The organism is Clostridium sp. AF27-2AA, assembly GCF_003478505.1.
Taxonomy (GTDB): Bacteria; Bacillota; Clostridia; order Lachnospirales; family Lachnospiraceae; genus Brotaphodocola.
Window position 1 is genome coordinate 1 of sequence record NZ_QUFI01000040.1, and the last position, 24,789, is coordinate 24,789.

Annotated in this window: 28 protein-coding genes and 1 pseudogene; 23 read left to right on the forward strand and 6 right to left on the reverse strand. The window is 47.5% G+C overall.

The genetic code is table 11. The features are described from left to right. Nucleotides 1-320 precede the first annotated feature (320 nt). Complete coding sequence (locus DWY84_RS15155) at nt 321-1,649, forward strand: transposase (protein WP_118534178.1); 1,329 nt, start codon at nt 321-323, stop codon at nt 1,647-1,649. Nucleotides 1,650-1,871: 222 nt separating this feature from the next. Then, nucleotides 1,872-3,176, forward strand: a complete 1,305-nt coding sequence (locus DWY84_RS15160) for a hypothetical protein (protein WP_118534179.1) — start codon at nt 1,872-1,874, stop codon at nt 3,174-3,176. A gap of 144 nt (nt 3,177-3,320) precedes the next feature. Here the strand turns inward: DWY84_RS15160 and DWY84_RS15170 are convergent, their stop codons facing one another. The 6 genes and pseudogenes from DWY84_RS15170 to DWY84_RS15210 form a co-directional block, all read right to left on the reverse strand. Further along, complete coding sequence (locus tag DWY84_RS15170; protein WP_118534180.1) at nt 3,321-3,812, reverse strand: DUF3841 domain-containing protein; 492 nt, start codon at nt 3,810-3,812, stop codon at nt 3,321-3,323. Between the two features lie 570 nt (nt 3,813-4,382). Continuing rightward, nucleotides 4,383-4,757 carry a hypothetical protein gene (locus DWY84_RS15180; RefSeq protein WP_117552517.1) on the reverse strand — a complete coding sequence of 125 codons (375 nt, stop codon included), beginning with the start codon at nt 4,755-4,757 and terminating at the stop codon, nt 4,383-4,385. A 36-nt stretch (nt 4,758-4,793) separates the two neighbouring features. Next, nucleotides 4,794-4,937 (reverse strand): annotated as a pseudogene (locus DWY84_RS15185) (transcriptional regulator); the annotation flags it as partial. 261 nt (nt 4,938-5,198) lie between these two features. Continuing rightward, nucleotides 5,199-5,639, reverse strand: a complete 441-nt coding sequence (locus tag DWY84_RS15195) for a hypothetical protein (protein WP_118534181.1) — start codon at nt 5,637-5,639, stop codon at nt 5,199-5,201. 135 nt (nt 5,640-5,774) lie between these two features. Then, nucleotides 5,775-6,089, reverse strand: coding sequence for a helix-turn-helix domain-containing protein (locus DWY84_RS15200; RefSeq protein ID WP_118534182.1), 315 nt, complete (start codon nt 6,087-6,089; stop codon nt 5,775-5,777). A 401-nt stretch (nt 6,090-6,490) separates the two neighbouring features. Then, nucleotides 6,491-6,763 (reverse strand): HU family DNA-binding protein, encoded by a 273-nt coding sequence (locus tag DWY84_RS15210; protein ID WP_118534184.1) that lies wholly within the window; start codon nt 6,761-6,763, stop codon nt 6,491-6,493. A gap of 248 nt (nt 6,764-7,011) precedes the next feature. On the opposite strand from DWY84_RS15210, the gene DWY84_RS15215 reads away from it, so the two are divergent. The 21 genes from DWY84_RS15215 to DWY84_RS15315 all read left to right on the forward strand — a co-directional run bounded on the left by DWY84_RS15215 (nt 7,012) and on the right by DWY84_RS15315 (nt 24,632). Beyond that, nucleotides 7,012-7,257, forward strand: a complete 246-nt coding sequence (locus tag DWY84_RS15215) for a helix-turn-helix domain-containing protein (protein WP_118534185.1) — start codon at nt 7,012-7,014, stop codon at nt 7,255-7,257. 81 nt (nt 7,258-7,338) lie between these two features. After that, nucleotides 7,339-8,622: a site-specific integrase gene (locus DWY84_RS15220; protein ID WP_118534186.1), complete on the forward strand. Its 1,284-nt coding sequence runs from the start codon at nt 7,339-7,341 to the stop codon at nt 8,620-8,622. 1 nt (nt 8,623) lies between these two features. Continuing rightward, nucleotides 8,624-10,042: a site-specific integrase gene (locus DWY84_RS15225; RefSeq protein WP_178716743.1), complete on the forward strand. Its 1,419-nt coding sequence runs from the start codon at nt 8,624-8,626 to the stop codon at nt 10,040-10,042. A 201-nt stretch (nt 10,043-10,243) separates the two neighbouring features. Continuing rightward, on the forward strand, nt 10,244-12,112 hold the full coding sequence (locus tag DWY84_RS15230; RefSeq protein WP_118534188.1) for a TIGR03960 family B12-binding radical SAM protein: 1,869 nt from the start codon (nt 10,244-10,246) through the stop codon (nt 12,110-12,112). Continuing rightward, nucleotides 12,087-12,809, forward strand: a complete 723-nt coding sequence (locus DWY84_RS15235) for a TIGR03936 family radical SAM-associated protein (RefSeq protein ID WP_347560817.1) — start codon at nt 12,087-12,089, stop codon at nt 12,807-12,809. The genes DWY84_RS15230 and DWY84_RS15235 overlap by 26 nt, the downstream gene beginning before the upstream one ends. Further along, nucleotides 12,802-13,989: a ribonuclease E/G gene (locus tag DWY84_RS15240; RefSeq protein ID WP_118534190.1), complete on the forward strand. Its 1,188-nt coding sequence runs from the start codon at nt 12,802-12,804 to the stop codon at nt 13,987-13,989. Before DWY84_RS15235 ends, DWY84_RS15240 begins: the two co-directional genes overlap by 8 nt. Nucleotides 13,990-14,023: 34 nt before the next feature. Then, entirely contained in the window at nt 14,024-15,379 is a 1,356-nt protein-coding gene (gene trkA, locus DWY84_RS15245) for a Trk system potassium transporter TrkA (RefSeq protein ID WP_118534191.1), read from the forward strand. Between the two features lie 15 nt (nt 15,380-15,394). Further along, nucleotides 15,395-16,834 carry a TrkH family potassium uptake protein gene (locus DWY84_RS15250; RefSeq protein ID WP_118534192.1) on the forward strand — a complete coding sequence of 480 codons (1,440 nt, stop codon included), beginning with the start codon at nt 15,395-15,397 and terminating at the stop codon, nt 16,832-16,834. Nucleotides 16,835-17,034: 200 nt separating this feature from the next. Then, entirely contained in the window at nt 17,035-17,343 is a 309-nt protein-coding gene (rplU, locus tag DWY84_RS15255) for a 50S ribosomal protein L21 (protein WP_118534193.1), read from the forward strand. Between the two features lie 6 nt (nt 17,344-17,349). Then, entirely contained in the window at nt 17,350-17,688 is a 339-nt protein-coding gene (locus DWY84_RS15260) for a ribosomal-processing cysteine protease Prp (protein ID WP_118534194.1), read from the forward strand. 3 nt (nt 17,689-17,691) lie between these two features. Next, the gene (gene rpmA, locus DWY84_RS15265) at nt 17,692-17,982 is read left to right on the forward strand and encodes a 50S ribosomal protein L27 (protein ID WP_118534195.1); all 291 of its coding nucleotides are present in this window, start codon (nt 17,692-17,694) and stop codon (nt 17,980-17,982) included. A 69-nt stretch (nt 17,983-18,051) separates the two neighbouring features. Continuing rightward, nucleotides 18,052-19,335, forward strand: a complete 1,284-nt coding sequence (obgE, locus tag DWY84_RS15270) for a GTPase ObgE (protein WP_118534196.1) — start codon at nt 18,052-18,054, stop codon at nt 19,333-19,335. Between the two features lie 13 nt (nt 19,336-19,348). Beyond that, the gene (yhbY, locus tag DWY84_RS15275; protein ID WP_118534197.1) at nt 19,349-19,642 is read left to right on the forward strand and encodes a ribosome assembly RNA-binding protein YhbY; all 294 of its coding nucleotides are present in this window, start codon (nt 19,349-19,351) and stop codon (nt 19,640-19,642) included. A 66-nt stretch (nt 19,643-19,708) separates the two neighbouring features. Then, nucleotides 19,709-20,341, forward strand: a complete 633-nt coding sequence (gene nadD / locus DWY84_RS15280) for a nicotinate-nucleotide adenylyltransferase (RefSeq protein WP_118534198.1) — start codon at nt 19,709-19,711, stop codon at nt 20,339-20,341. Then, nucleotides 20,338-20,940, forward strand: coding sequence for a bis(5'-nucleosyl)-tetraphosphatase (symmetrical) YqeK (yqeK, locus tag DWY84_RS15285; protein WP_118534199.1), 603 nt, complete (start codon nt 20,338-20,340; stop codon nt 20,938-20,940). Before nadD ends, yqeK begins: the two co-directional genes overlap by 4 nt. A 15-nt stretch (nt 20,941-20,955) precedes the next feature. Continuing rightward, on the forward strand, nt 20,956-21,327 hold the full coding sequence (gene rsfS / locus DWY84_RS15290; RefSeq protein ID WP_118534200.1) for a ribosome silencing factor: 372 nt from the start codon (nt 20,956-20,958) through the stop codon (nt 21,325-21,327). 523 nt (nt 21,328-21,850) lie between these two features. Further along, nucleotides 21,851-22,495, forward strand: coding sequence for a hypothetical protein (locus DWY84_RS15295; RefSeq protein ID WP_118534201.1), 645 nt, complete (start codon nt 21,851-21,853; stop codon nt 22,493-22,495). Nucleotides 22,496-22,578: 83 nt separating this feature from the next. Continuing rightward, entirely contained in the window at nt 22,579-23,352 is a 774-nt protein-coding gene (locus DWY84_RS15300) for a Fic family protein (RefSeq protein ID WP_243024886.1), read from the forward strand. A gap of 207 nt (nt 23,353-23,559) precedes the next feature. After that, a complete protein-coding gene (locus DWY84_RS15305; RefSeq protein WP_118534202.1) occupies nt 23,560-23,856 on the forward strand; it encodes a hypothetical protein in 297 nt (98 codons plus the stop codon). A 21-nt stretch (nt 23,857-23,877) separates the two neighbouring features. Beyond that, the gene (locus tag DWY84_RS15310) at nt 23,878-24,309 is read left to right on the forward strand and encodes a hypothetical protein (protein WP_118534203.1); all 432 of its coding nucleotides are present in this window, start codon (nt 23,878-23,880) and stop codon (nt 24,307-24,309) included. A 26-nt stretch (nt 24,310-24,335) separates the two neighbouring features. Further along, nucleotides 24,336-24,632 (forward strand): hypothetical protein, encoded by a 297-nt coding sequence (locus DWY84_RS15315; RefSeq protein ID WP_118534204.1) that lies wholly within the window; start codon nt 24,336-24,338, stop codon nt 24,630-24,632. Nucleotides 24,633-24,789: the final 157 nt, after the last annotated feature.

Genomic DNA, 24,789 nt, shown 5'->3' on the forward strand with positions numbered 1-24,789 from the left:
CTTGGCGCGCTGCAAGCTTTTGGGTATCGGCGGCCGCAGGGAAAAGAAAGCCGGTTTGGATCTATGCAGTCAGGCGTTGGAATTGGCAAAGGAGAGCAGCGAAAAAGAGGATTACGGCTATGAAGCCGAAATGAATCTTTTGCGGCGTACCATTGCGGAAAACGAATCATAAAGGACGAAAAAAGAAACGCTGATAATAGCCGATAGAGGTTTTGAAAGTTCCGGCGTCGCATTCTCGTGACTTCAGTCGTGAGTAAGACGCCTCAAATGCCGGAAATCGCCATTCCCCGCCATAATTACCACAGAAAGGAGGCTGCCGTATGAAACTCAGCATGACGTACCGCGTCAGAACCAGAGGCTTTAACCATATCTTCGATGAGACCGTCCGTCTGTACCGTCAGGCAGTCTCCTTCTTCGTGGATGTTTGTCTTACGGAATGGAACCTGATATCCACCGGAAAGCTTCAGAAGGAACGGGTAAACCTGGTGGAATCACTTACTGTCAGGACCAGGCAGAATCCAGCAGTGCCATATGATTTCTCGGCCGCGTTCTACAAGTTCCCCAGTTACTTACGACGTGCTGCCATTGCGGAAGCACTGGGCAAGGTATCTTCCTACCAAAGCAACCTGGAAAACTGGGAGGCAGCGGAGCCGGAGAAACGCGGCGCGAAACCGTCGCTGCCGCAGACAGGCTTTGTGTATCCGGCCATGGACCGTTCCGGTATGTTTATCCGTACCGGTATGTATCAGGCGGCGGTAAAAGTCTTTATCCGAAACACCTGGGACTGGGTTCTGGTGGATCTTCGAAAAAGTGATGTGGATTACATCGAACAGCACTGCAAGAACTACAAGGAATGTGTCCCGACCTTACAGAAACGCGGGAAGAAGTGGTTTCTGGACTTCGCATTTCAGACAGCCGTAAAACTTCCAGATACCGATATCCGAAACACCCGTATCCTGGCAGTAGACCTTGGGCTTAACAGTACGTGTACATGCAGCATCATGACTCCGGAGGGCGCGGTCCTTGGCAGGGGATTTCTTTCCCTTCCGGGAGAATACGACTCCCTGGAACATGCGGTAAGCCACATCAGACACGCACAGAAACTCTGTGCCCGTAAAACACCGGGACTCTGGAAACAGGCAAAGGGCATCAACGATGACATTGCGGTCAAGACCGCCCGGTTCATCGTGGATACGGCCATAAAGTATGACGTGGACTGCATTGTGATGGAATACTTGGATCTCGCCGGAAAGAAGCGCGGCAGCAAGAAGCAGCGTCTCCACCTCTGGCGGGCAAAGTATGTACAGACCATGGTAACGGACAAAGTACACCGGAACATGATCCGGACAGCCCGAGTCTGTGCCTGGAATACATCCAGACTTGCGTTTGATGGAAGCGGCAGAGTCATGAGAGGCAAGGAAGCAGATCTTCCAAGCTACAGCCTCTGCCGGTTTCCGACCGGGAAGCAGTACAACTGCGACCTGAACGCGAGCTATAACATCGGCTCCCGGTATTACATCCGGGAACTCTTAAAGACCCTTCCGGCAACGGCGGGGCAGGCGGTGACGGCAAACGTACCGGAACTGGCCCATAGAAGCAAATGTACCTTATCCTCGCTTATTAAGCTGAATGCGGCACTTGCGGCATAGTGCCGGAAGACAGCTGAGTTCAGCCTGTATGGAGGAAGGGCAGCCCGGGAGTCCTAAAGACTTCAACCGGACGGGAAATCCGGCTATCGGGACACTTTCATGGCAGAGCTTTCAGGAACGGGATCCAACTGGATACCGGAAGCTCGTGACTTCAGTCATGAGAGACGACTTCACGATATTTTATCTAAACCACCAATGCACGCAGATAGGAGCGCACCTATTATGAGATTTCCTTGGCAGAAACGGAAAGTCGAGCAACCAACCGATTTTCCCCTCAAACTGAATACCGATAACCTAAACTGGTGCCGGGATGCCCGTCTACTGCTGATCGAGGGAAATGGCACTCTAAAATGGGAGTCGCGCGGAAGAAACGAGGACTGGAGTCAACAATATGCGCTGACGTTGCGCGGAACACCCCTTATTGTCCACAATGCACCGGAATGCCCTACCTGCGCCGGGTTGCTGGCAACTGGATATGGATTGGACAAAGCCGATGCACCGGAATTGCAGCAAATCAGCGATGTCATCAATGCACCATATGTGGATCTGGACACATCCATCGCTTCCATGGCCCCGTTGCTGGGGCTTCTGTCCTCCGGTCTTTATGTAATTGCAGACGGAGACAGTTTCCCTGCCGATGGAAATGGAAACTTTTTCTGGGATGTTCCCGACGCATTTTCCAATGTAGAGGCTACCGGACCAGCTTGGTACAATGACCCGGATTTTGAATTTACTTACAGCGAAGGCGCTCCTGTCTTTCTGTATCCTTCTCAGCCGAGAACTCGTTTGAATCAAGAGCGTGTGGATTATTACACGCAGCGCTTTGACACAACAGACACATTCCCCAGGGCGATTGCATTTTACTGTGCTGAAGGCATTTCTGTTTTGTTGGACGGCCACCACAAGGCTTGTGCCGCCGCGCGACTTGGGCGGCAACTTCCCTGTATCACGATTTTTCCGTTTGGCGGCTACTTCTATGCACAGGCAAGGTCCAGCTCTACGCCTGTCCCGGACCGCGCGTATTTTGGTCCCTTTACCGTTTCCATATCTCAGTTACCCGCCAAGATACTCCCTGCAAAGCCTTGGCAGCAAACTATCGACACGCGCCCAGCCCCTTACTCGGGAAACCTAATCCGCGACTCAAAACTCCCCCAGGAATTCATTGACGCAGGGCGCAATTATCCAACATGGTATGAGTTTGGCATTACGACCGTAGCGGACATTGGCAAGGTTACCGATGACGATTTATCTTTGTGGTTGGAAAACCCACTCAAGTACAGTCCTCAGCTTCGGGCCGCACTGATCTATCTTAGATGCCACTGTGATCCTCAATTGAAAGAGGTGGCTATGAAGTGTGCTGACTCGTCCGACCGCTGGAGCAAACTGCGTGAAGCGGCTTTTAACCATTTAGCTGCGCTCAAAGGCGATTCAGAGGTGGAGCAATACTTTATCGGGTATTTTGTTGATGTTGAAACCGGTTATGAATCGGATGTGTTGACCGACATAGCAAATAGTTTTTGGTCTTGATATATGGGCTTGGGAAAGAAAACTGGCTTTAGATGGAGAAGTTTTAGAAAGTCCAATCTGGGAAGAAGGAATTCCAACTGCTCTTTCTGAAATTATGGACAAGCTTTGTGACGCTTTGGACGAATAAAAAAGAAAAATTCCAATTTATCGTGCTACAAAATATTCAGCTTTTTTCACCCATTCTCTTTTTATTTCCCACATGGTTGCCTGGGTGCTAAGATGTGGATGTACTTCACCTTCAAAAGAACAGCTGATATCAAAAATATTTTCCCAGCTTTTCCGTTTTTCTTCTTCAGAATATACCGCTGAATCGTCAATAGGAAAAATAATTTCGCCATCGTTTAGGACACAGTGCCAGTAATCAAAATCAGAAAGTAAAACTAGGTTGTCCGGGACCTCAATCGTCAGTAAGACAACAGGTGTACCTTTTTCTCCCCAATTACGTCCATGCACACGCATATCCGGTCGTTTCCGCATGCCTTCCCATTGGTACCAGGCCCACACGGGGAATATAACGCTTTCTGGTGGTTCACCTATACGCTTTTTCATTTGCTCTGCCATCCACAGATAAGAATTTTCAAACCAATCCGTCGCAATGAAATTTTTGTCTGCCCTGAGCACTCCGGTTTGTTCCATTTTTTCATATGCACGTTAAGTCAGTTTACAAGGAACTACACGCAGACCACGAAACAGGGGCTGCTGACAACAAATAAAGGCTGAGTATCACGCACCGGGAAAGTGCGAGATATTCAGCCTGTTTTGTTGTCCGGGGGTTCCAAAGGGGATCCCTTTGGCACACGACTTTGCTTGCAAAGTGTAGTGTGTTATACGCTCTGTCGGCGTTGCCGTGAAAACGCCATTGCCGCCGGGGAGGGCAAGGGCATTTGAAACGGCAGGAAAACAGGGCTGTGATTGCGTGGCGTAGAGCCGCAAGAGCAGGGCTGGTTTCGTCAGCAGACAGGGCGTATATGAAAGCCTCCGTCCCTCGTCCTACGCCGAACTTAGGGACAAAACATCCCGAACTTGTGGACACACTCCCGGAAAAATTGAAATGGGCGGGAAGTCGTTTTAGGGCTTTCCCGCCTTGATTGCCCATTAGCAAAGTCGGGCAGGACTGTCAACGGCGGCGCATTTATGCGCCGTTCATCTTGACCGTTGACTGGCTCGGCTGGTTTTGCTATCTCCTCGATAAATGGGAAATTGAGCTTATCTAATATAGTCAGCGTCTAAAAGCGGTATCGTTTCCGGATTTTGTTTTACCCATGCGATGGCACAGCTACATAGTACTGTGGTCAGGTTGTCATCTATAAAGCCTTTATCTCCGTTATCTTTTAAAAGATGTACTAAAAGTTCTGCGGAGCTTAAATCGTCTCCACTAAACCCATTACCTAATTGGACATATCTCAAAAAAGCGTCCAACATTTTTTTAAAATCTTCATCCCAGTTAATACAACCATTATCTAAAAATTCATACTCTATTCTTCCAGCAATTCTAATAACTTCTCCTTGTACCGTTTCCGCTTTTCCCTCTGGCGGAACAAGCAAATCCCAAAACGATTGAAATTCTTCTTTCTCTGTCATTGTAATCTCCTCCATAAATCCATATTTGTTGTTCTCTTATTTCCTCCACCGCTGGGGGTTCGGATTTTTCAGCAAGTCTGACTTCTGTGCAATCTTTTTCAGCCACTTCTTTTCTTCCTCGGACAGCTTCTTCAAATTCAATTTGAGCCGCTTGCAGATAAACGCCAGCGATGCTTGCTTTGACGACAAGCGGCGGGTGGTAGACTTGATGATTACCACCATAGCAGCCACAAGCGACAGTTTGAATATCACATGGAAAATCTGACGGGCGTAACCCCTCCCGTCAGATACCTACTCTGTGTAGTCCCTTGTAAACTGTACTTTTATGCTGTATTGACTACAAAAGCATGATACACCTCACTGAAATCTTCCGAATTATCTATTATTCTACCATAAAAAATAGAGCCGGTGTAAAAAATCACACCAACTCTATCCAGACATTCATTCTTCATTTTCCGGGAATCCAAAGATCAGAGAAAATTCCACTTCATCACTGCCGGACCATCTGTTGACGCTGATATGATCCGCCACAGCCATGACCATCCGCATCCGTTTCTGGGTGGCCGTGATATCAAACCCGCACCGACCGGTAAAGACCGCGGTAATATCGTGAAAGTGATCCTGCCGGATAGTCAGTTTGGCACCGACCAGTTCTGCAAATCCCTTCAGGATCGGCAGAAGTGCTGCGTCAAACCACGTCCGGAAATCCCGTACCGCATCATCAACACGTTTCTGACGAACTTTTTCAATGGCTTTCATGGCGGCCGCAGCTTCTTCTTGTGAGAGGTTTTCTGCCATGGCCGCTAAATTACCGGCCTGATCCGTACCGGTATAATCAAATTCCAACACATCATCATTTTCCAAAGTTTCATTCTGTTCCATAAAGTATCATCTCCAAAGATTTATATATTGTTCTTTAGAACAAATATAGCATATAAAGGATTGGAAAGAAACGCTTTTCGTTCGACTGGATTCGACAAAAAACGACAAAAAAAATAGAGGATCATAGGGATCCTCCTATTCGAGATAAGCCTTGAGGGCTTTCATCAATCTTTTCTGTTCATCCGGTGGAAGAGTACGGATTGCTTCCGGCAGACCATTCGCCAGTCCATTCACGGAATGTGTTACAACATCAACTAGAAGAGTATCTGCAGAAACATCCAAAGCATTTGCGATGGCAACAAACGTATCTAATCTTACAGTTTTCATACCGCGTTCAATGACGCTGATGTGCGTTGAGCTGAGATCGACAAGAGCAGCCAGATTTTCCTGTGTCAAACCCTTTGCTTCCCTTGCGGTCTTAATGCGCAATCCCACTGCTTTTAAATCCATTGAATATCTCCTTTAGCACAAAAATTTGGTCTAAAGGTATTATATCTGTTGGGCAAAATGCAATACAGAATCTACAAATCTATATATTGTTCTTTAGAACTATATTGCATATTTATTTTCTTTCCCAGGCGGCATAAATGTTCCGAAAAATATAACTCCTGTGAAAAAGGATGGGAGAACAGATAGAAGGAAAGCGCAGGCACGAAGTCTGCGCTTTGGATTAAGGTAAAGATAAAATTAGATTGTTGGTTTAAATGTACCGCTATACCAGGTACCAGACCGTTTGGTAAACTCCGGGTGGGAAGGACAGTCGCTGAACATGCTTGTAAATCTAGTTACTTTTGAGATATCCCAACTGTTAATTCCAACAGTATTGGTCAGTTTTACGCAGTTCGCGAACATCAGTTCAGTTTCTGTTTGAACGGAGCTGCCGGTTTGAATTTCGGGCTTCTGGATGCAGCAATGGTCATTGTCTCATTGGTTCTCGGATTCCGTCCCTCGCGAGCTGCTCTTTCCACGGACTCAAATGTTCCAAAACCGATCAGCTGAACTTTATTTCCTGCTGCCACGTCGTCCATCACAATTTCCGTAAATGCTTTTACAACTGCATCTGTATCTTTTTTGGTCACTCCTGTTTTTTCTGCAATTGCTGCAATTAAATCCTGTCTGTTCATATCTTTTTTTATTCTCCTTCTTATCGTGTGCTCTTTCAGGTAAAGTAACATGCCTTAGCACGTTAATCTACAAGGTACTGCCCATATCATAGCACATTTGTTCGGTTCTGTATATTGTTTTTGGAGAAAGAACACCGTTTTTTTGTTTCCAGATGCATACATTACGTGATTTTTTTCTTTCAACCATTAATATGGATTTTTAGACCATAATTTCTTCGCAATCAAAAAAATAAACGAAAGGAGAAATTATGGTAAAAACGACATCGGCAAATGGTGGACCGGATCAGACATATCCGTCAGACACCGAACGCATTGCCTACACACCGGAAGATATCCAGACGATGCTTGGCGTCAAGCGTTCCGCAGTCTACAATTTCCTGGCTCAGGTATATCGCGACCACGGCCCGTTCTTAGTCCATAAAATCGGCACCATGTACCGCATTCCGAAAGAAAGTATCGATAACTGGTTTTATGGAAAAAAGACGGAAAAATAACCAAAATGGGGATTTCACAAACGGTCAGTTCGTGTTATCCTTGAAGTGGCTGATTGTGGAATCTTACAAAAAGGAGACCACATGACAAAACAAAAAGAACATACACAGCCTGCTGCCACGCAGGCACCTATTTTTATGAATGAGACAGACGGTAAATGGTATTTTCGTGAGAAATATTTAAACGACAACCATGAAATTGCATACCGGGTACATCCGGAGGGGTATGATCAGATGGAAGACGCCTTGCGAAACAGCGTTAATGCCCTGAATGAGTTCGCCGCCGAAATGAAGGAACTGCGAAAACAGGTAAAAAGAACTCTTTCATTCGCAGAGGAATTACAAAATTGGTATCATGATACTTTTCCATCTGATTCAGCAGACGCTTATGCGGTTCTGATGGCCTACACACTGTTTCATTATTTGCTTCCAAATCTTGGACAGACGGGCGAAAAAACACTGGAGCAGATCACCTGGAAAGACATTGAAGAAATCATTGCTCGCGCAAACGGTATCTGCGTTTCCTCGCAGCCATTGGTTTACAAGCTTCTGAAAAACTTTTTCTCCCATGTCATGGTACTAGACCGAATCCGTATTAATCCCATGCAGCATGTCCAGCCGTACCTGTTCAAAAGACCGGTCAAGGAATTCCCGTCTTATACGATGGAAGATGTGAGAAAACTATTGGAAGAAGCCCGGTATACCGTACATTTTCTGGAAGTCTGCCTGTTGCTTTTGGGATTGAGAGGCGGAGAAGTGCGCGGACTCCGGTTTGCGGACTTTGATGAAAATAATGGGACTTTACATATCCGCAGACAGGCAGCCAGACAATGCACGCTCAGCATGAAGCCGGATGGTTCGTTTTCCGTCCGGAATACGGATCCAAAGATCAAAACCACCAAAAACGAGACCAGCGACCGTATCCTGAAAATCCCCGGATATATTTTTACGCTTGTGAAGGAACGCAAGGATTATCTGGATGATTTAAAGGCTAAAAGGTTGTCACAGGGCAAGCCCTGGGAAATGCAGTACGACGGATATGTTTCCATCGCGGATTTCGGAAGACTTAAGGATGAAAATACAGTCGGATTCGCTTTAAAACGCATCTGTGCATCTGCCGGCATTCCGAACGTCAGTCCGCATGATCTGCGTCACATTACCGCAACCCTGATGTATGAATATGGGGCGGAGGGAAATCCAGATAAAGAAGCTGTGTTAAAGGCAGTTTCCCGATATCTCGGACATTCCAGTACCAATACCACAATCGACGTGTACATGACACACGTGGAGTCCCTGTCAAAAATCCGTCATGTTTCGGAAGCGCACCAAGACCCTTTCCTGTTTACATCCAAGGCGGGAGGTATGTGACATGGCAAAACATACTGAAACCATTGCGGAAATGTTAGCACATGGATCGGTGGTCAGTTGGAACATGCGTAATACGCCCACGCGAGCGCATGGAAAATATACCATAAGGCTGGAACTGACTTTTTTGGACGGTACCACGCAGAGACGGGAATATGGAGGATATTCAGACCTCAAAAGCGCAGTTAAAAAACGATCGGAGCTTCTGACTGAATTAACGGAGCATACATATCTGCCATTCCGCGTCAAAACCGGACTGTTTCTGGACTACTGGTTAAAGGAACATATGGCAAAGCGTAAAGTAAGGCCGATTTCTTATCAGACATTCAGCTCCTACCAGAGTGCTATTCGGTGTCACATTATTCCGAAGATTGGGAACCTATATCTGGATGCGGTTACAACCGAAACCATCGTGACCTTGATTAACCCAAAATCGCCTTCCATTGCCAAAATTGTACAGAGCATTCTGGAGACGTCCTTCCGGTTTGCCGTGAAAATGCATCTGTTAAACAGAAATGTGGCGAAACTGGCAACGGATTGTATCCGCAAACAGGAGAAACACAGAAAGAAACAGGAAGCGGACAAGCGCGCAAGGGAAGAACCTGATACAGATCGTATTGACTGGACAAAACGCCATTACGCCCTGACGGCCGAGCAGACAGGACAGATGCTGGCGGTTGCCAAGGCAAAGTATCCGTCCTTATTTATCGCCTTACTGCTTGCATGTGTGACGGGATGCCGGATCAGCGAGTTACTTGCCATCCGTTACCGTGACGTGGATTATCAAAAGAAAGTAATCTATCTGAAAGCGCAGCTTGGACGCCCCGTTGACGCATCCGCTTTAAAGAAAGGGGAAATCGCATCGTGCCGGATTCCGACAAAATCCATAAACGGAGTGCGTACCATCCCGGTACCGGACTTTGTCCTGGACGAAATCCTGGCAAGCAGAATACGTTGGGAACAAACCGAAACATCCATGCACCTCAATACGGATGATGTTGCGGTATGGCATCAGGAAAACGGACGCCCTTACACCCGATACGGTTACGCAAAGCCGTTCAAAAAACTGAAACAGGAGCTTGACATGCCGGAAGATTTTCACTGGCACGATCTGAGACATACCTATGCAACCCTCATGGCTAAACACGATGTCAACATCAGAGAACTGGCAACCGTGCTTGGGCACGCAAAGGCAGAATTTACCATGCAGATGTACGTTGTCTCGGAGCAACCGGTATATGAACTGTTGTCGCCATACGAACAGATGTTGGAATCGGTTTTTCCCTATACGGTACAATGCCCGATGCCGGGAAAACAGAGGGAGATTCTAGATCCTGGGGCATATATAAACGTGTTGGACCGGTGCATACGCGAGTGTCACAGCCAAAGAGTCCCTTGCGCAAAACGGGGAAATACCGTATAATGATGCAGTCCAGGATGTGTGAAAAATAAACATTTCATCCAAATACGGCAAAATCGTGCGGAAAACAGGCACAATTTCAATTTTGTTGTAACATGTCAGAGAGCATAAAAAATCGAACATCAACGTGTCCTCGTATGACGGACTTTGCCACATAAAAAGGACAAAAAAGAATAGAAAAGTCAGGTGAAAAATAAGAACGATATGAAGAAATTAGCGTTAGATGACGAAACTCTTTTGAGTATTCAGCAGCCCGCCCGCTATATCGGAGGCGAAGTAAACTCCGTCACAAAAGTCCTCACACCGGAGACAATCCGCTTTTGTATGTGTTTTCCGGATGTATACGAAATCGGTATGTCCCACCTTGGCATGCAGATCCTGTATGCCATGTTTAACAGGCGGGAGGATGTCTGGTGTGAGCGTCTGTTCTCTCCGTGGACGGACCTCGATAAGGTGATGCGGGAGCAGCATATCCCGCTGTTTGCGCTGGAATCCCAGGATCCGGTGAAGAACTTTGATTTTCTGGGCTTTACCATCCAGTATGAGATGTGTTACACCAACATCCTGCAGGTGCTGGATTTAAGCGGCATTCCGCTGCATGCGAAAGACCGTACGGAGGAGGTCCCGATCGTCATCGGAGGAGGTCCGTGTGCATACAATCCGGAGCCGCTGGCAGCATTCTTTGATATGTTCTACATCGGTGAGGGTGAGACCCAGTACGATGCGCTTTTTGATCTGTACAAAGAGAACAAGCAGAACGGCGGCAGCAGAATGGACTTCCTGGAGGCAGCAGCCAAGCTTCCGGGCATCTATGTGCCGATGTTTTACGATGTGGCTTACAACGAGAATGGCACCATTGCCTCCTTCACCCCGAACAAAGAAGGTATTCCGGCGACCATCACCAAGGAGCTGGTTATGGACATGAACGATGTTCCGTATCTGGAGAAGCCGGTAGTTCCTTATTTAAAGGTTACCCAGGACCGTGTGGTTCTGGAGATCCAGCGCGGCTGCATCCGTGGCTGCCGTTTCTGCCAGGCAGGCAACATTTACCGTCCGCTCCGGGAACGCAGCCTGGAGTATTTAAAGGACCACGCCTATAAGATGTTAAAGAGTACCGGACATGAGGAGATTTCCTTAAGCTCCTTAAGCTCCAGTGACTACAGCCATTTAAAAGAGATCGTAAATTTCCTGATCGATGAATTTCAGGGCAAGGGTGTGAACATTTCCCTGCCTTCCCTGCGGATCGACGCTTTCTCCTTAGATGTCATGAGCAAGGTCCAGGACATCAAGAAGAGCAGTCTGACCTTTGCGCCGGAGGCCGGTACCCAGCGCATGCGCGATGTCATCAATAAGGGACTGACCGAGGAGATCATCTTAAAGGGAGCAGCAGAGGCATTCCACGGAGGCTGGAACCGTGTAAAGCTGTACTTTATGCTCGGACTTCCGACAGAGACCAGAGAGGATATGGAGGGCATTGCCCTGTTATCCGAGAAGGTGGCAGAGCTTTACTACGATGAAATCCCGAAGGAGCAGCGCAACGGCAAGGTACAGGTGGTAGCAAGCTCTTCCTTCTTTGTTCCGAAGCCATTTACTCCGTTCCAGTGGGCACAGATGTGCACCAAGGAGGAATTTTTAGAGCGTGCCTACATCGTAAAAGATAAGTTCAAGGAGATGTTAAACCGCAAGAGCTTAAAATACAATTACCATGAGGCAGATCTGACGGTGTTGGAGGGTGTTCTGGCCCGCGGTGACCGCAGGGTGGCAGCTGTCGTAGAAGAGGTATATAAGAACGGCGCCATGTTCGATTCCTGGGGTGAGTATTTCAACAACGATACCTGGATGCAGGCCTTTGAAACCTGTGGCGTGGACCCGGATTTCTATACCGTAAGAAAGCGCAGCCTCGATGAGATCTTCCCGTGGGATTTCATTGACGCTGGTGTGACCAAGGAGTTCTTAAAGCGTGAATGGCTGACCGCCATCAGCGAGAAGGTAACTCCGAACTGCCGTCAGCAGTGTTCCGGCTGCGGCGCGAGAAAATTTGGAGGAGGTGTCTGCTTTGAAGATAAGAATTAAATTTGCCAAGGAAGGCACCATGAAATTCATCGGACATCTGGATATCATGCGTTATTTCCAGAAGGTCATGCGCCGGGCCGATGTGGATATCCGTTACAGCGAGGGCTTCAGCCCGCACCAGATCATGTCCTTTGCGGCACCGCTTGGCGTAGGCTTAGAGAGCCGCGGTGAATACGTGGACATTGAAGTGCTGAGCACCGATTCTTCTAAAGAGATGCTTCGCCGCATCAATGAAAATATGGTTGAGGGCATGGAGGCGCTTTCCTATAAAGCTCTTCCGGATGATGCCGGAAATGCCATGTCCCTGGTGGCAGCCGCCGATTATGAGGTCCGCTTCCGCGAGGGCTATGAGCCGGCTGACCCGGACAGCTTTTTTGACGGGATCAAGACATTCCTTGATCAGGAAGAAATCGTTATTGTGAAAAAGACCAAAAAGGGAGAGCGTGAGGTGAACATCCGCCCGCAGATCTACCGGATGGAGGCACGCCCGGATCATGTGATCTTTTTACAGATCGCGACCGGAAGCGCGGCAAACCTAAAGCCGGATGCCGTCCTCCGCGCTTACGCAGAAAGCCGCGGCGAGACCCTGGGCGAGTTTGCCCTGATGGTGACCCGCCTGGAAGTATATGCAGATAAGGGCACAGAGGAATCACATCAGTTTGTGACCCTGGATTCATTTGGAGAAAATATTGAATAAGCTGATCATTACCCGATGGAACAGCCGTGTCCTGACCGCTCTTGTTTCAGAGAAAACTACCATAGAGCTGGGACTTGCGGACACGTCTTCCGTTCTGGGAAATATTTATATTGGAAAAGTTAAAAAAATCGTCCGGAATTTAAATTCCGCTTTTGTGGATTTCTCCGATGGGTGTACCGGCTATTATAGCCTCACCGACAACAAAGTAACCCTGTTTGCTGACGGACATGAGAGAAAACTCAAAGAGGGTGATGAGATCATCGTACAAGTAGCAAAGGACGCCGTAAAAACCAAGGATCCGGTCCTGACCGGGAACCTGAATTTTTCCGGCAAATACGCTGTTCTGACTGCCGGAAAACAGGTCATCGGATTTTCTTCCAAGATTGAAGACCGGGAATGGAAAGAACAGATGCGTCCGCAGATAGAAGCACTTCTTGAGGGAAAGCATACCGGCATCATCATCCGCACAAACGCATACGGACAGGAAACAAAGCTCCTTCGGGAGCTTTCGGTGTTACTGGAGCTGTTTGAACGGGTCATAAACACGGCCCGCTATCGTACCTGTTACACCCTGCTTTACGAGTCAGAGCCGGATTATATCAAAAGTCTGCGAAACAGTCCTGCCGGAAGTCTGGAGGAAGTCGTGACTGACCAGCCGGATCTGTATGCGCGGCTGCAGGAGTATTTCCGGGTTTCCGACATTTCAGAGACTACCGGTCTGCGCTTTTACGAAGACCATCTGCTGAGCCTTACCAAGCTTTACTCTCTGGATCATGAAATGGAACAATCTTGTCAGAAAAGGGTATGGCTAAAGTCCGGCGGATATCTTATAATAGAATGCACGGAGGCTATGGTGGTCATCGATGTAAATACCGGAAAATATTCCGGAAAAAAGAATCTTGCCGACACCATCCGCCTCATCAACCTGGAGGCCGCAAAGGAGATCGCGCATCAGCTTCGTCTGCGCAACCTTTCCGGCATTATCATGGTTGATTTCATTGATATGGATGCACAGGAAGATAAAACGCTTCTCATGGATACTCTGAGAGCGGCGGTCCGTCCGGACCCGGTTAAGACAACCGTTATTGACATGACGCCGCTCAATCTGGTGGAAATGACAAGAAAAAAAGAAAAGAGACCTCTCTGGGAACAGATCGCGCAGGTTCAGAAAAAATCGTGACCATGTTGCGGGAGGCAGGTAAAGGGGATGTGACATGAAGATTATCATTGTAGGCTGCGGCAAGGTAGGGCTTACCCTGACCGAACAGCTGAATAATGAAGGCCATGATATCACGGTGATCGACAAAGACGGGGCAAAACTTCGCTCTGTTACTGATAATATCGATGTTATGGGAGTGGAAGGAAATGGCGCAATTTATCAGGTACAGATAGAGGCCGGCATCAAGGAAACCGATCTTCTGATCGCGACCACCAACTCGGATGAGTTAAATATGCTCTGCTGCCTGATCGCGAAAAAGGCAGGTAACTGTCACACCATCGCACGAATCCGAAATCCGGAATATGCCAATGAGGTACAGTATATCCGGGAGGAGCTAAACCTTTCCATGGCTATCAACCCGGAGCTGGCTGCAGCGACTGAGATTGCCCGCCTGTTAAAGTTCCCGTCTGTCATCAAAATCGACGCGTTTGCCAAGGGACGTGTAGAGCTCATGAAGTTTATCATACCGAACAATTCCGTGCTGGATAACATGCAGGTCTATGAGGTGGCCCCTCGTCTGCACTGCAGCATCCTGATCTGTGCTGTGGAGCGAGGTGCCGATGTGATCATTCCGGGCGGTAATTTCCGTCTGCAGAAAGGGGACAAGATCTCTTTCGTAGCTTCCTCCTCCCAGGCATCCGAGTTTTTCCGTCAGGTTGGTATCTCCAACACAACCGTTAAGACGGCCATGCTGGTAGGCGGCGGTAAGATCACATATTATCTGGCGAAGATGTTAGAGGATACCGGCATCAAGATCAAGATCATCGAACAGGATCTGGCACGCTGCCATGAGCTGAGTGAGCTGCTGCCAAAGGCTATGATCATTCACGGCGATGGTTCCGACCAGCAGCTTCTGATGGAAGAGGGCATTGCCCAGACAGAATCCTTTGCGGCTCTGACCGGCTTCGATGAGGAAAACATCATGTTATCCCTCTACGCAGCCAGTGTATCAAATGCCAAGCTCGTGACCAAGATCAACCGTATTGCTTTTGAGAACATCATCCAGCAGATGAATCTCGGCAGCATCATTTATCCGAAAATGATCACCGCGGACGGCATCATCCGCTATGTCCGTGCTATGCAGAATTCCATGGGAAGCAACGTGGAAACCCTCTACAAGATCGTTCAGAACAAGGCAGAGGCTCTGGAGTTCCGTGTCGGCAAGGATGCGCCTCTCATCGGAATCCCGCTTGAGAAGCTTTCCTTTAAGGATAACCTTCTGATTGCCTGCATCAACCGCGGCGGGCAGATCATTACCCCGCGCGGTAAAGATACCATTGAACCGGGAGATACCGTAATCGTGGTTACCACGCATTCCGGACTGAAGGATTTAAAGGATATCTTAAGGTAAGGGGATGGGTGAATTATGAATATTGGAATCGTGTTTTACTTTTTGGGCTGGGTCCTTGGCATAGAGGGCATCCTGATGATCCTTCCCTGTGTGGTGGCTCTGGTCTACCGGGAGCCAAGCGGGTTCTATTTTCTGGGTGTGGCACTGTTCTGCGGCATCAGCGGATGGCTGCTGGCCCACAGAAAGTTAAAGAGTACCGTATTTTATGCAAAAGAGGGCTTTGTAGCCGTGTCCCTGAGCTGGATCGTTCTAAGCTTCTTTGGCGCGCTTCCGTTTTTCCTGAGCGGAGAAATCCCGCTTTTAGAAGATGCGCTGTTTGAGGTCATTTCCGGCTTTACCACAACCGGAGCCAGTGTTTTGCCGGATGTAGAGGCCTTAAGCCGCTGCATGCTGATGTGGCGCAGCTTTACCCACTGGATCGGCGGTATGGGTGTGCTGGTCTTTATCCTGGCTGTGCTTCCGCTGGCCGGCGGATATAACATTCATATCATGCGTGCGGAAAGCCCGGGACCATCTGTGGGAAAGCTGGTTCCGAGAGTCCGCACCACAGCAAAGATCCTGTACCTGATCTACCTGTTTATCACAGTCGTACAGATCATTCTGCTGCTTTTTACCGGCATGCCGCTGTTTGATTCCATGGCCATGAGCTTTGGCACAGCCGGAACCGGCGGATTCGGCATTGTCAACAGCAGCTGCGGAGATTATACATCCCTTCAGCAGTGGATCTTTACCATTTTCATGATCCTGTTCGGTGTGAATTTTAATGTATATTACCTGTTTCTGATCCGCAAGCCGAAGGATGCCCTGCGCTGTGAGGAGATGAGAGGATATCTCGGGATCATCCTGGTAAGCACGCTGCTTATCACCTGGAATATCCGCGGCATGTTCCCGGATATCCTGACTGCATTAAGGCACGCGGCATTCCAGGTCGGATCCATCATCACAACGACCGGTTATTCCACCACGGACTTTGATCTGTGGCCCGGCTTTTCCCGGACAATCCTTGTGTGCCTGATGTTTATCGGGGCCTGTGCCGGAAGTACCGGAGGCGGCATTAAGGTATCCCGCGTTGCCATTGCCGTGAAAACTGTGAACAAGGAGCTCTCCTCCCTGATCCATCCGCGAAATGTCAAGGTATTAAAATATGAAGGAAAAGCCATTGAGCACAATGTGCTGCGTTCCATCAACACCTACCTGGTAGCCTATATCCTGATCTTTTCAGTGTCCCTGCTGCTCATCAGCATTGACAACTTTGATCTGACCACGAACTTTACGGCTATAGCGGCAACCTTAAACAACATCGGTCCGGGACTTTCCAAAGTCGGGCCGACCTGCAACTTCGGTATTTTCAGCCCCGTCAGCAAATATATCCTGATGTTTGACATGCTGGCAGGCCGCCTGGAGCTGTTCCCGATGCTGCTTCTGTTTGCCCCGCGTACCTGGATGAGAGAGTAGCAGACAACGCGTACGTTTCCCGTATTCAGCGATGCAGCCGCGCGGCAAAAAACTTTGAAAAAAGTTGAAATACAGGATTGACAGCAGCATGGTTTCATGCTAATATACATGAGTATGTGCCGCACAGCGAGGTTTGAAAGTTCCGAGTCCATCGGATCCGGACACCGAAACTGGCGAGTAATGATAATAGGAGGTGCCATATGTACGCGATTATTGCAACAGGTGGTAAGCAGTACAAAGTAGCAGAAGGCGATATCATTAAGGTTGAAAAGCTTGGTGTAGACGCTGGCGAAACCGTTACGTTTGACCAGGTTCTTGCAGTTAACAACGGAGAGTTATCCATCGGATGCCCGACTGTAGCAGGTGCAACTGTTACCGGAACCGTAGTTAAAGAGGCAAAAGCAAAAAAGGTGATCGTTTACAAGTATAAGAGAAAATCTGGCTATCATAAAAAGAATGGTCACAGACAGCTCTTTACCGAGATCAAGATCGACAAGATCAATGCTTAATTAATCATGATTAACGTAACCGTATCTGTTGATTCCGACCATCGTTATCATGGAATTTCTTTTCTGGGTCACGCAGGTTATGCAGATGATCATCAGGAAGGACAGGAGCTGGTTTGTGCAGCTGTGTCTGCCCTGACACTCAATATGGCAAATTCTGTGGAGCATTTCACAGACGACCAGTTTGAGGCAGATGAGGACGAGCAGTCCGGGATGTTCCGTTTCCGGTTTACCGGGGCGATTAGTCCGGAAGCAGCACTCCTTATGAATTCTCTTGTGCTCGGCTTAGAGGACATTGAGGAAACATACGGAGAACCGTATATAAAAATTCGATTTGAGGAGGTGTAAGAGATGTTTAAGATGAACCTTCAGTTATTCGCTCATAAAAAAGGTGTAGGTTCTACCAAGAACGGTAGAGATTCTGAGTCCAAGAGACTTGGCGCTAAAAGAGCAGATGGTCAGTTCGTATTAGCTGGTAACATTCTTTACAGACAGCGCGGTACTAAGATCCATCCGGGTCTGAACGTAGGACGCGGCGGCGATGATACTTTATTCGCTACTGTAGACGGCGTTGTAAGATTTGAGAGAAAGGGCAGAGACAAAAAGCAGGTTTCTGTATACCCGAGAACAATCAACGAATAATGACACTGACAGGGCTTCATACTGATTACTGGTATGAAGCCTTTTTTTGGAAAGGATTTAGGTGAATCCATGTTTGCAGATAATGCAAAAATTTTTATCAAATCAGGAAAAGGCGGAGACGGCCATGTGAGTTTCCGCAAGGAATTGTTTGTGCCGGCAGGCGGTCCTGACGGCGGTGATGGAGGAAAAGGCGGAGACATCATTTTCGAGGTGGATCCGGGTTTAAATACATTAACAGATTTTCGTCATGTTCGGAAATATGTAGCACGAGATGGAGAACAAGGCGGCAAGAAGCGATGCCACGGTGCCAACGCAGAGAACCTGGTGATCAAAGTTCCGGAAGGAACCGTCATCAAGGACTTTGAGACCGGCAAGGTCATCGCAGATATGTCCGGTGAAAATAAACGAGAAACTATTTTACGGGGCGGCAAGGGCGGCCTCGGCAATATGAACTTCGCAACCCCTACCATGCAGGCACCAAAGTATGCACAGCCTGGTCAGCAGGGTCATGAGCTCTGGGTTCAGCTGGAATTAAAGGTCATTGCAGACGTTGGTCTGGTCGGCTTTCCAAACGTGGGAAAATCCACCCTTCTTTCCCGCGTATCCAACGCAAAACCGAAGATTGCAAACTATCATTTCACAACCTTAAACCCGCATCTGGGTGTGGTTGACTTAGACGGCGGAGCCGGCTTTGTTATGGCAGATATCCCGGGCCTGATCGAGGGAGCTTCCCAAGGCATCGGTCTTGGCCACGACTTTCTTCGCCACATTGAGCGCTGCCGCGTTCTGGTCCATGTGGTAGATGCCGCAGGTACAGAAGGACGCGATCCGATTGCAGATATCCGCGCCATCAACGCAGAACTGGAGGCATACAATCCGGAGCTGTTAAAGCGTCCGATGGTCATTGCAGCCAATAAGATTGACGCCGTTTACTCTGAGGACGAGGATCCGGTCGAGATCCTGAAACAGGAATTTGAGCCGGAAGGCATCAAGGTGTTCCCGATTTCCGCAGTCAGCGGTAAGGGTGTAAAGGAGCTGTTATATGCAGTATATGAGCTTCTTAAGACTGTAAACCTGGATCCGGTGATCTTTGAGAAGGAATTTGAGATTGAGTACGCCGGTGACCGCAACCTGCCGTATACGGTAGAGCAGAACGAGGACGGCGAGTTTGTAGTAGAGGGACCGCGCATCGAGAAGATGCTGGGCTACACGAACCTGGAATCCGAAAAAGGCTTCCAGTTCTTCCAGAAATTCTTAAAAGAGAGTGGTATTTTAGACGAGCTTGAGGCCGCAGGCATCCAGGAGGGCGATACCGTCCGCATGTACGGCCTTGCATTTGATTATTATAAATAACAGGAGATAAAACATGACAAGCAAGCAGAGATCCTATTTAAAGGGACTGGCTATGACCATGGACCCGATTTTCCAGATCGGTAAGTCCAGCGTAACTCCGGAGCTGACCGCTGCCATCGCAGAGGCACTGGAAGCCCGCGAGCTGATCAAGATCACGGTCTTAAAGAACTGCCTCGACGATGGACGTTCCATCGCAGAGGTTCTGGCTGAACGCACCCGTTCTGAGGTGGTTCAGGTGATCGGCAAAAAGATCGTTCTTTACAAGCCGGCAAAGGACGAGGCAAAGCGCAAGATCGTTCTGCCTTAATATCACAGAGAAGGGGCTACGTAAAACCAAGGCCCCTGAGTACATTTTGCGAAGGGAGTGAGCTGCTTGGCCAAGATTGGAATTATGGGCGGTACCTTTGATCCGATCCACAACGCACATCTGATACTGGGCAGACAGGCCTGGAAGGAATACAGCCTGGATGAGGTCTGGTTCATGCCGTCCCACATCCCTCCGCATAAAACCGACCATCAGATCACCGATACAAACGACCGGTGTGAGATGGTGAAACTGGCAATTGCGGAATATCCCTATTTCCGTTTTTCAGATTTTGAGATTTCCAGGACAGGCAATACCTACACGGCCCAGACTTTACAGCTTTTAAAAGAAGCGTACCCGGAGCACACCTTCTATTTTATTGTAGGCGCGGATTCCCTGTACCACATTGAAACCTGGTATCATCCGGAGCTTGTGTTAGGGCACGTTACGATTCTGGCCGCAAGGCGGGAATGTGACGATGCCGCCTGTACTTTGGAGAAGCAGGCGGATTATCTGAAAAACAAATACGGAGCCGCAATTTTTCTTTTACACAGCGCTGCCATGCATATCTCTTCTCAGGAGCTTCGGGAACGACAAAGCAATGGAACCGGAATTCATGATCTGGTTCCGGACAGCGTAGAACGCTATATCAGAGAACACGGCCTGTATCAACATCCTGACCGTAGGAAGGATACATTATGATAACAGAACAGATCATCACACTGCGTAAGCAGTTAAAATCCAAACTGGAACCGATGCGCTTTGAGCACTCCGTAAGCGTGTCGTTCACCTGCACCGCGCTAGCCATGCGCTACGCCTATGATATTCAAAAGGCAGAGCTTGCCGGGCTCATGCACGACTGTGCAAAGCGCTTTACCGACAGCGAGCTGATCCGTAAATGCCAGAAGCATGGGGTGGCCTTAACTGAGGCAGAAATCAAGGCTCCGGCTGTCATTCATGCAAAATACGGTGCCTATCTGGCAGAGAATAAATATGGCATCCAGGACCCGGAGATCATTTCTGCCATTGCATGCCATACCACCGGTAAACCAGACATGTCCACGCTGGACAAGATCTTATACATTGCAGACTATATTGAGCCACGGCGTGACAAGGCAGACAATCTGCCTCAGATGCGTTATCTGGCATTCCAGGATCTGGATGAGACCATGTACGAGATCTTAAAGGGAACCCTGGAATACCTGGACAAAAAAGGAAACACAATTGACCCGATGACCATGCAGGCTTATGAATATTTTGCAGAGGCCATGAAACAGAAAAAGGCAAATATGCATATCTAGAAAAGGAGAAAATGAATGAGTCAGACAAACGAAATGGTAAAACTGGCCATCACGGCCCTGGAAGATAAAAAAGGGGAAGATATCCGCGTGATCGACATCCACGAGGTATCCGTTCTGGCTGATTACTTCCTCATCGCAAGCGGTTCCAACGGAAACCAGGTTCAGGCTATGGCTGACAACGTGGAAGAGGAGCTTGGCAAAGCCGGATACCCGTGCAAGCAGGTAGAAGGCTACCAGAGCGCAAACTGGATTTTGATGGACTATGGCGATATCATCGTTCACGTATTCGATAAAGAGAGCCGTTTGTTTTATGATATTGAACGTATCTGGAGAGACGGTAAAATCATGGAGGCGGGTGAGTTCGCAGAACACGCAGGTGTTGTTTAATTCCTTTTATTTCCGAAACATTCCTTTTATACCCGAAACAAGGGATGCGGAAACGTAATAATTTTCCTTTTATATCCGAAACAAGCGGTGTAAAACAGGGATTTGAGTTTTCCTTTTATATCGCAAACAAAGAATAAAAATCTAAAAACCAGTTTTCCTTTTATATCCCAAACAAGAGGGGATAAGGGCGAAAACTGGTTTTCCTTTTATATCCCAAACATCCGGCAAGGTGTAAAATACCCTCTTGCAATTTAAAAAACATGATGATATAGTGGCGACAACGGTTTGGCGAATGCTGAAATGAACGGAATACCGGTACCGGAATTATGATAAAGCGCTTTATGATTTCAGGCAGGAACGTCTGAGTGAAAATTTGACTCGAAACGTTATCCGCAGAAACCGCTAATTGGAAATTCGAATTCAACAATGATATAGTTGCAACGAAAAAATTGAACTGGAAAACGAAACCGTAACAACGAAGACGGAAGAAAAACCGTTGTTTTGGAAGAAAGGAGAAATTCATATGATGGAAAATTATGTTTATCCGGACACTCATGAGATGTTTGATTTGCACGACACATTGGAAGAACTGATCTCCAAAGAAAGCTATGATATCGGGTTGGGGCTCGGTTCAAGAGTGGACTCGGATCCCGATTTGGAGTATCTGCTGGAGGTGCTGTTCACTCCGGTAGAAGCCCGCTGCTCATATCTGGATATCTGGGGAAGCAAGAAGTATCCAGATATCATCACTGACATTAAGGATGGCAAATTTATGGATATGTCCATGGAAGAATTTGAGGAAAAGCGTGAGAAATGGGTGAAAGAGATCCGCGAGACCGATCATCCGATGCTTCGTATTGTGAAAGCGATTAAGTATGGCCGTGAGGTCAATGATTGGGAAATCAAACTGCATCTGCAAAATCTGGTTTCCAGACAGAAAAATGTACTGGTTTATATGCAGGTGTGCCAGAATATGATCACTCGCGGCTTCTCCCTTACTCAGATTTCTCAGGCTGTGCCGTGGGTCGATAAATCGGATATCTACGGTCTTTCCCTGATGCTAGATTTATCGATGGAACTGACTCAGGAGGAGCGGGCCGAAGTGGAACAGGAATACCGCAGGACCGGGAAGCCAAAGGTATTAAAGGAAGTGTTCGGAGAAGAATAGAAATGAAAAATGAGTTAGTTTTATTTACAGACGGCGAAGTGAATATAGAAGTTCAGATAAGCTCGGAATAGGAAACAGTTTGGTTGACACAGAAGCAAATGGAAATTCTCTTTGAAGTTAAACATGCCACAATCAGTGAACACATATCAAATATTTTGTCTTCCGGAGAACTTGACGAAACTTCTGTCGGATTTTCCGACAAAAGTACAGGTGGCAGAAAACCTAAAATATATAATTTGGATATGATTCTTTCTGTAGGATACCGAGTAAATTCAAAACGTGGTATCGCGTTTCGAAGATGGGCGAACAATGTTTTGAAACAGTACATTATTCAAGGGTACGCAATCAACGAAAAGCGATTAGCTGCTCTACAGAAAACAATTGATATTCAGACCAGGATGCTGGCATGCACTTTGAATGTTGAGGAAGCAGACATATTAAGAGCTGTAAATCTGTATACGGATGCCTTAGTATTATTGGATCAGTATGATCACCAGACATTGGAGAAGCCAAAAGGAAATCAGCCGATTTACAGGATCACTTATGAAGATTGCCGTCATATGGTCGATGCTATGGAGAATTCGTTTCATTCGGACGTCTTTGGAGTTGAAGAAGAAAAAGCCGCAAATCTATTGTATTTTATGATCAAGGATCACCCTTATGCAGATGGCTGCAAGAGAATTGCGGCATCACTTTTTCTTGAATTCCTGGATAAAAACAACGCTTTATTCCAAGATGGAGAAAAACGACTCAGCGATGGAACCTTGGTGGCCGTTACGTTGATGATTGCTGAATCCAATCCAGAAGAAAAAGAAGTAATGGTGAAACTGGTGATGAATCTACTGAATTTGCAATAAAAAGCACGGATTGCAATACTTGTCCCTGAGATTCTCACCGGCAAATACCGCTGTGAGAAATGCTTGTGTTTTATCACGATGAATTAACAGAGGAAGATATTAAAATTCTCTCTCTGGTTTCGGAGATTACAAAGAATGAGATAGCGAAAATGCTGTTAAGATTTGCAAAGAATTCAAAGTGAGTGAAAATCGAAAGGAGACCAGACTATGGGAAGGCTTTATAAAATCAACCCGCCGTGTCCCAAGTGCCATGAGGAACATAATTGGTGGCATATCCAGCTGACGGATGAGGAACAGGCGAAGATGGATGCGTATGTGGCAGCCAGTGAGGGAAAATCATCCTTGGAGTTACTTCTGGGCGAGCCGGGAATTGTTGTTACACGAAAGCTTAAGTGTTGTTGCTGCGGTCACGTATTTGAAGTGGAAGCCGGGCTACGGAAATTCGACGAAGTCGGATACCGGGATCAGGATTTTATTGCAGCGGTCGGTGAAATACCCGTGTGATAAGATTAAGGAGTTGATGAGATGCATTTGGATCAGTCGGCATTGGGAATCCTGCGTAAAGCAGAAGATAAGAACGGTCGGAAATACATGGATTGGCGGATACCGTATATGGATCAGCCCGGGCTTATCATGGTTTATAAATCCGACAGCCGGTATGAGAAGTATCAGGTGTATTTCTTTACGAGTCCGGCAAGCGATTGCCCGGGCAAATACCTGCATACAACCTACGGAAGTATCCGGGTGGAAGATGGTTCATTGACAATCAGAACAAAGAACAGCGTCTATGAATTTGATCTGGATGCATCATGCGTATCAGAGGTGGATATGATTTTGCTGTTACATACGGTAAACGAGTATTTTCGTGATGATGGCAGTAAGGCAGACAATGCCAGGTACTGGGCTGCGGGAGCGATTCCGCAGCTGTTTTTACAGTTCCAGACAGTACCGAAATGAACGGAAGAGGAAGGAATGGGAAACATATGAGCAGTATTGAGAATGTGGAAATTTTTGAAGATACCAAAAGGCTGTGTGAAACAAACGGAAGGATTAAGGACACCCTTGCACGGTCAGTGAAAAACCAGAAACTCATTCCGGAAGGAATGGAGCTGCCTGTTGTGCATAAAACGCGTTTCGCGGATGAGGCGAAGATTGTTGTATCCACAAAGCGGACTTTCGAGGCGGCTGCAGGTTATGCAGGCCAGAAGGTGGCAGTAGAGGGATGCAAGGTTCTCCGATGGAGCCTGACATACCTGTTTTATTACTCCGTTTTTCTCTAAAGTGCTTACTCAGTCAATGTCTTATTTTCAAGAGCAATTCCACAAACTTGAAGTTGTTGTATTCTATACTGATACATCAATAGAATTACGAACTAGCTTTTAAGGTGTTTTCGCTGCTGAGCCGTCACAATGTAAATGTGGATATTATTTTGCAGTC

Bases quoted from the DNA above. Each gene is read 5' to 3' on its own strand.
- DWY84_RS15155 (WP_118534178.1), top strand. From the start codon at position 321: ATGAAACTCAGCATGACGTACCGCGTCAGAACCAGAGGCTTTAACCAT.
- DWY84_RS15160 (WP_118534179.1), top strand. From the start codon at position 1,872: ATGAGATTTCCTTGGCAGAAACGGAAAGTCGAGCAACCAACCGATTTT.
- DWY84_RS15170 (WP_118534180.1), bottom strand. From the start codon at position 3,812: ATGGAACAAACCGGAGTGCTCAGGGCAGACAAAAATTTCATTGCGACG.
- DWY84_RS15180 (WP_117552517.1), bottom strand. From the start codon at position 4,757: ATGACAGAGAAAGAAGAATTTCAATCGTTTTGGGATTTGCTTGTTCCG.
- DWY84_RS15195 (WP_118534181.1), bottom strand. From the start codon at position 5,639: ATGGAACAGAATGAAACTTTGGAAAATGATGATGTGTTGGAATTTGAT.
- DWY84_RS15200 (WP_118534182.1), bottom strand. From the start codon at position 6,089: ATGGATTTAAAAGCAGTGGGATTGCGCATTAAGACCGCAAGGGAAGCA.
- DWY84_RS15210 (WP_118534184.1), bottom strand. From the start codon at position 6,763: ATGAACAGACAGGATTTAATTGCAGCAATTGCAGAAAAAACAGGAGTG.
- DWY84_RS15215 (WP_118534185.1), top strand. From the start codon at position 7,012: ATGGTAAAAACGACATCGGCAAATGGTGGACCGGATCAGACATATCCG.
- DWY84_RS15220 (WP_118534186.1), top strand. From the start codon at position 7,339: ATGACAAAACAAAAAGAACATACACAGCCTGCTGCCACGCAGGCACCT.
- DWY84_RS15225 (WP_178716743.1), top strand. From the start codon at position 8,624: ATGGCAAAACATACTGAAACCATTGCGGAAATGTTAGCACATGGATCG.
- DWY84_RS15230 (WP_118534188.1), top strand. From the start codon at position 10,244: ATGAAGAAATTAGCGTTAGATGACGAAACTCTTTTGAGTATTCAGCAG.
- trkA (WP_118534191.1), top strand. From the start codon at position 14,024: ATGAAGATTATCATTGTAGGCTGCGGCAAGGTAGGGCTTACCCTGACC.
- DWY84_RS15250 (WP_118534192.1), top strand. From the start codon at position 15,395: ATGAATATTGGAATCGTGTTTTACTTTTTGGGCTGGGTCCTTGGCATA.
- rplU (WP_118534193.1), top strand. From the start codon at position 17,035: ATGTACGCGATTATTGCAACAGGTGGTAAGCAGTACAAAGTAGCAGAA.
- DWY84_RS15260 (WP_118534194.1), top strand. From the start codon at position 17,350: ATGATTAACGTAACCGTATCTGTTGATTCCGACCATCGTTATCATGGA.
- rpmA (WP_118534195.1), top strand. From the start codon at position 17,692: ATGTTTAAGATGAACCTTCAGTTATTCGCTCATAAAAAAGGTGTAGGT.
- obgE (WP_118534196.1), top strand. From the start codon at position 18,052: ATGTTTGCAGATAATGCAAAAATTTTTATCAAATCAGGAAAAGGCGGA.
- yhbY (WP_118534197.1), top strand. From the start codon at position 19,349: ATGACAAGCAAGCAGAGATCCTATTTAAAGGGACTGGCTATGACCATG.
- yqeK (WP_118534199.1), top strand. From the start codon at position 20,338: ATGATAACAGAACAGATCATCACACTGCGTAAGCAGTTAAAATCCAAA.
- rsfS (WP_118534200.1), top strand. From the start codon at position 20,956: ATGAGTCAGACAAACGAAATGGTAAAACTGGCCATCACGGCCCTGGAA.
- DWY84_RS15295 (WP_118534201.1), top strand. From the start codon at position 21,851: ATGATGGAAAATTATGTTTATCCGGACACTCATGAGATGTTTGATTTG.
- DWY84_RS15305 (WP_118534202.1), top strand. From the start codon at position 23,560: ATGGGAAGGCTTTATAAAATCAACCCGCCGTGTCCCAAGTGCCATGAG.
- DWY84_RS15310 (WP_118534203.1), top strand. From the start codon at position 23,878: ATGCATTTGGATCAGTCGGCATTGGGAATCCTGCGTAAAGCAGAAGAT.
- DWY84_RS15315 (WP_118534204.1), top strand. From the start codon at position 24,336: ATGAGCAGTATTGAGAATGTGGAAATTTTTGAAGATACCAAAAGGCTG.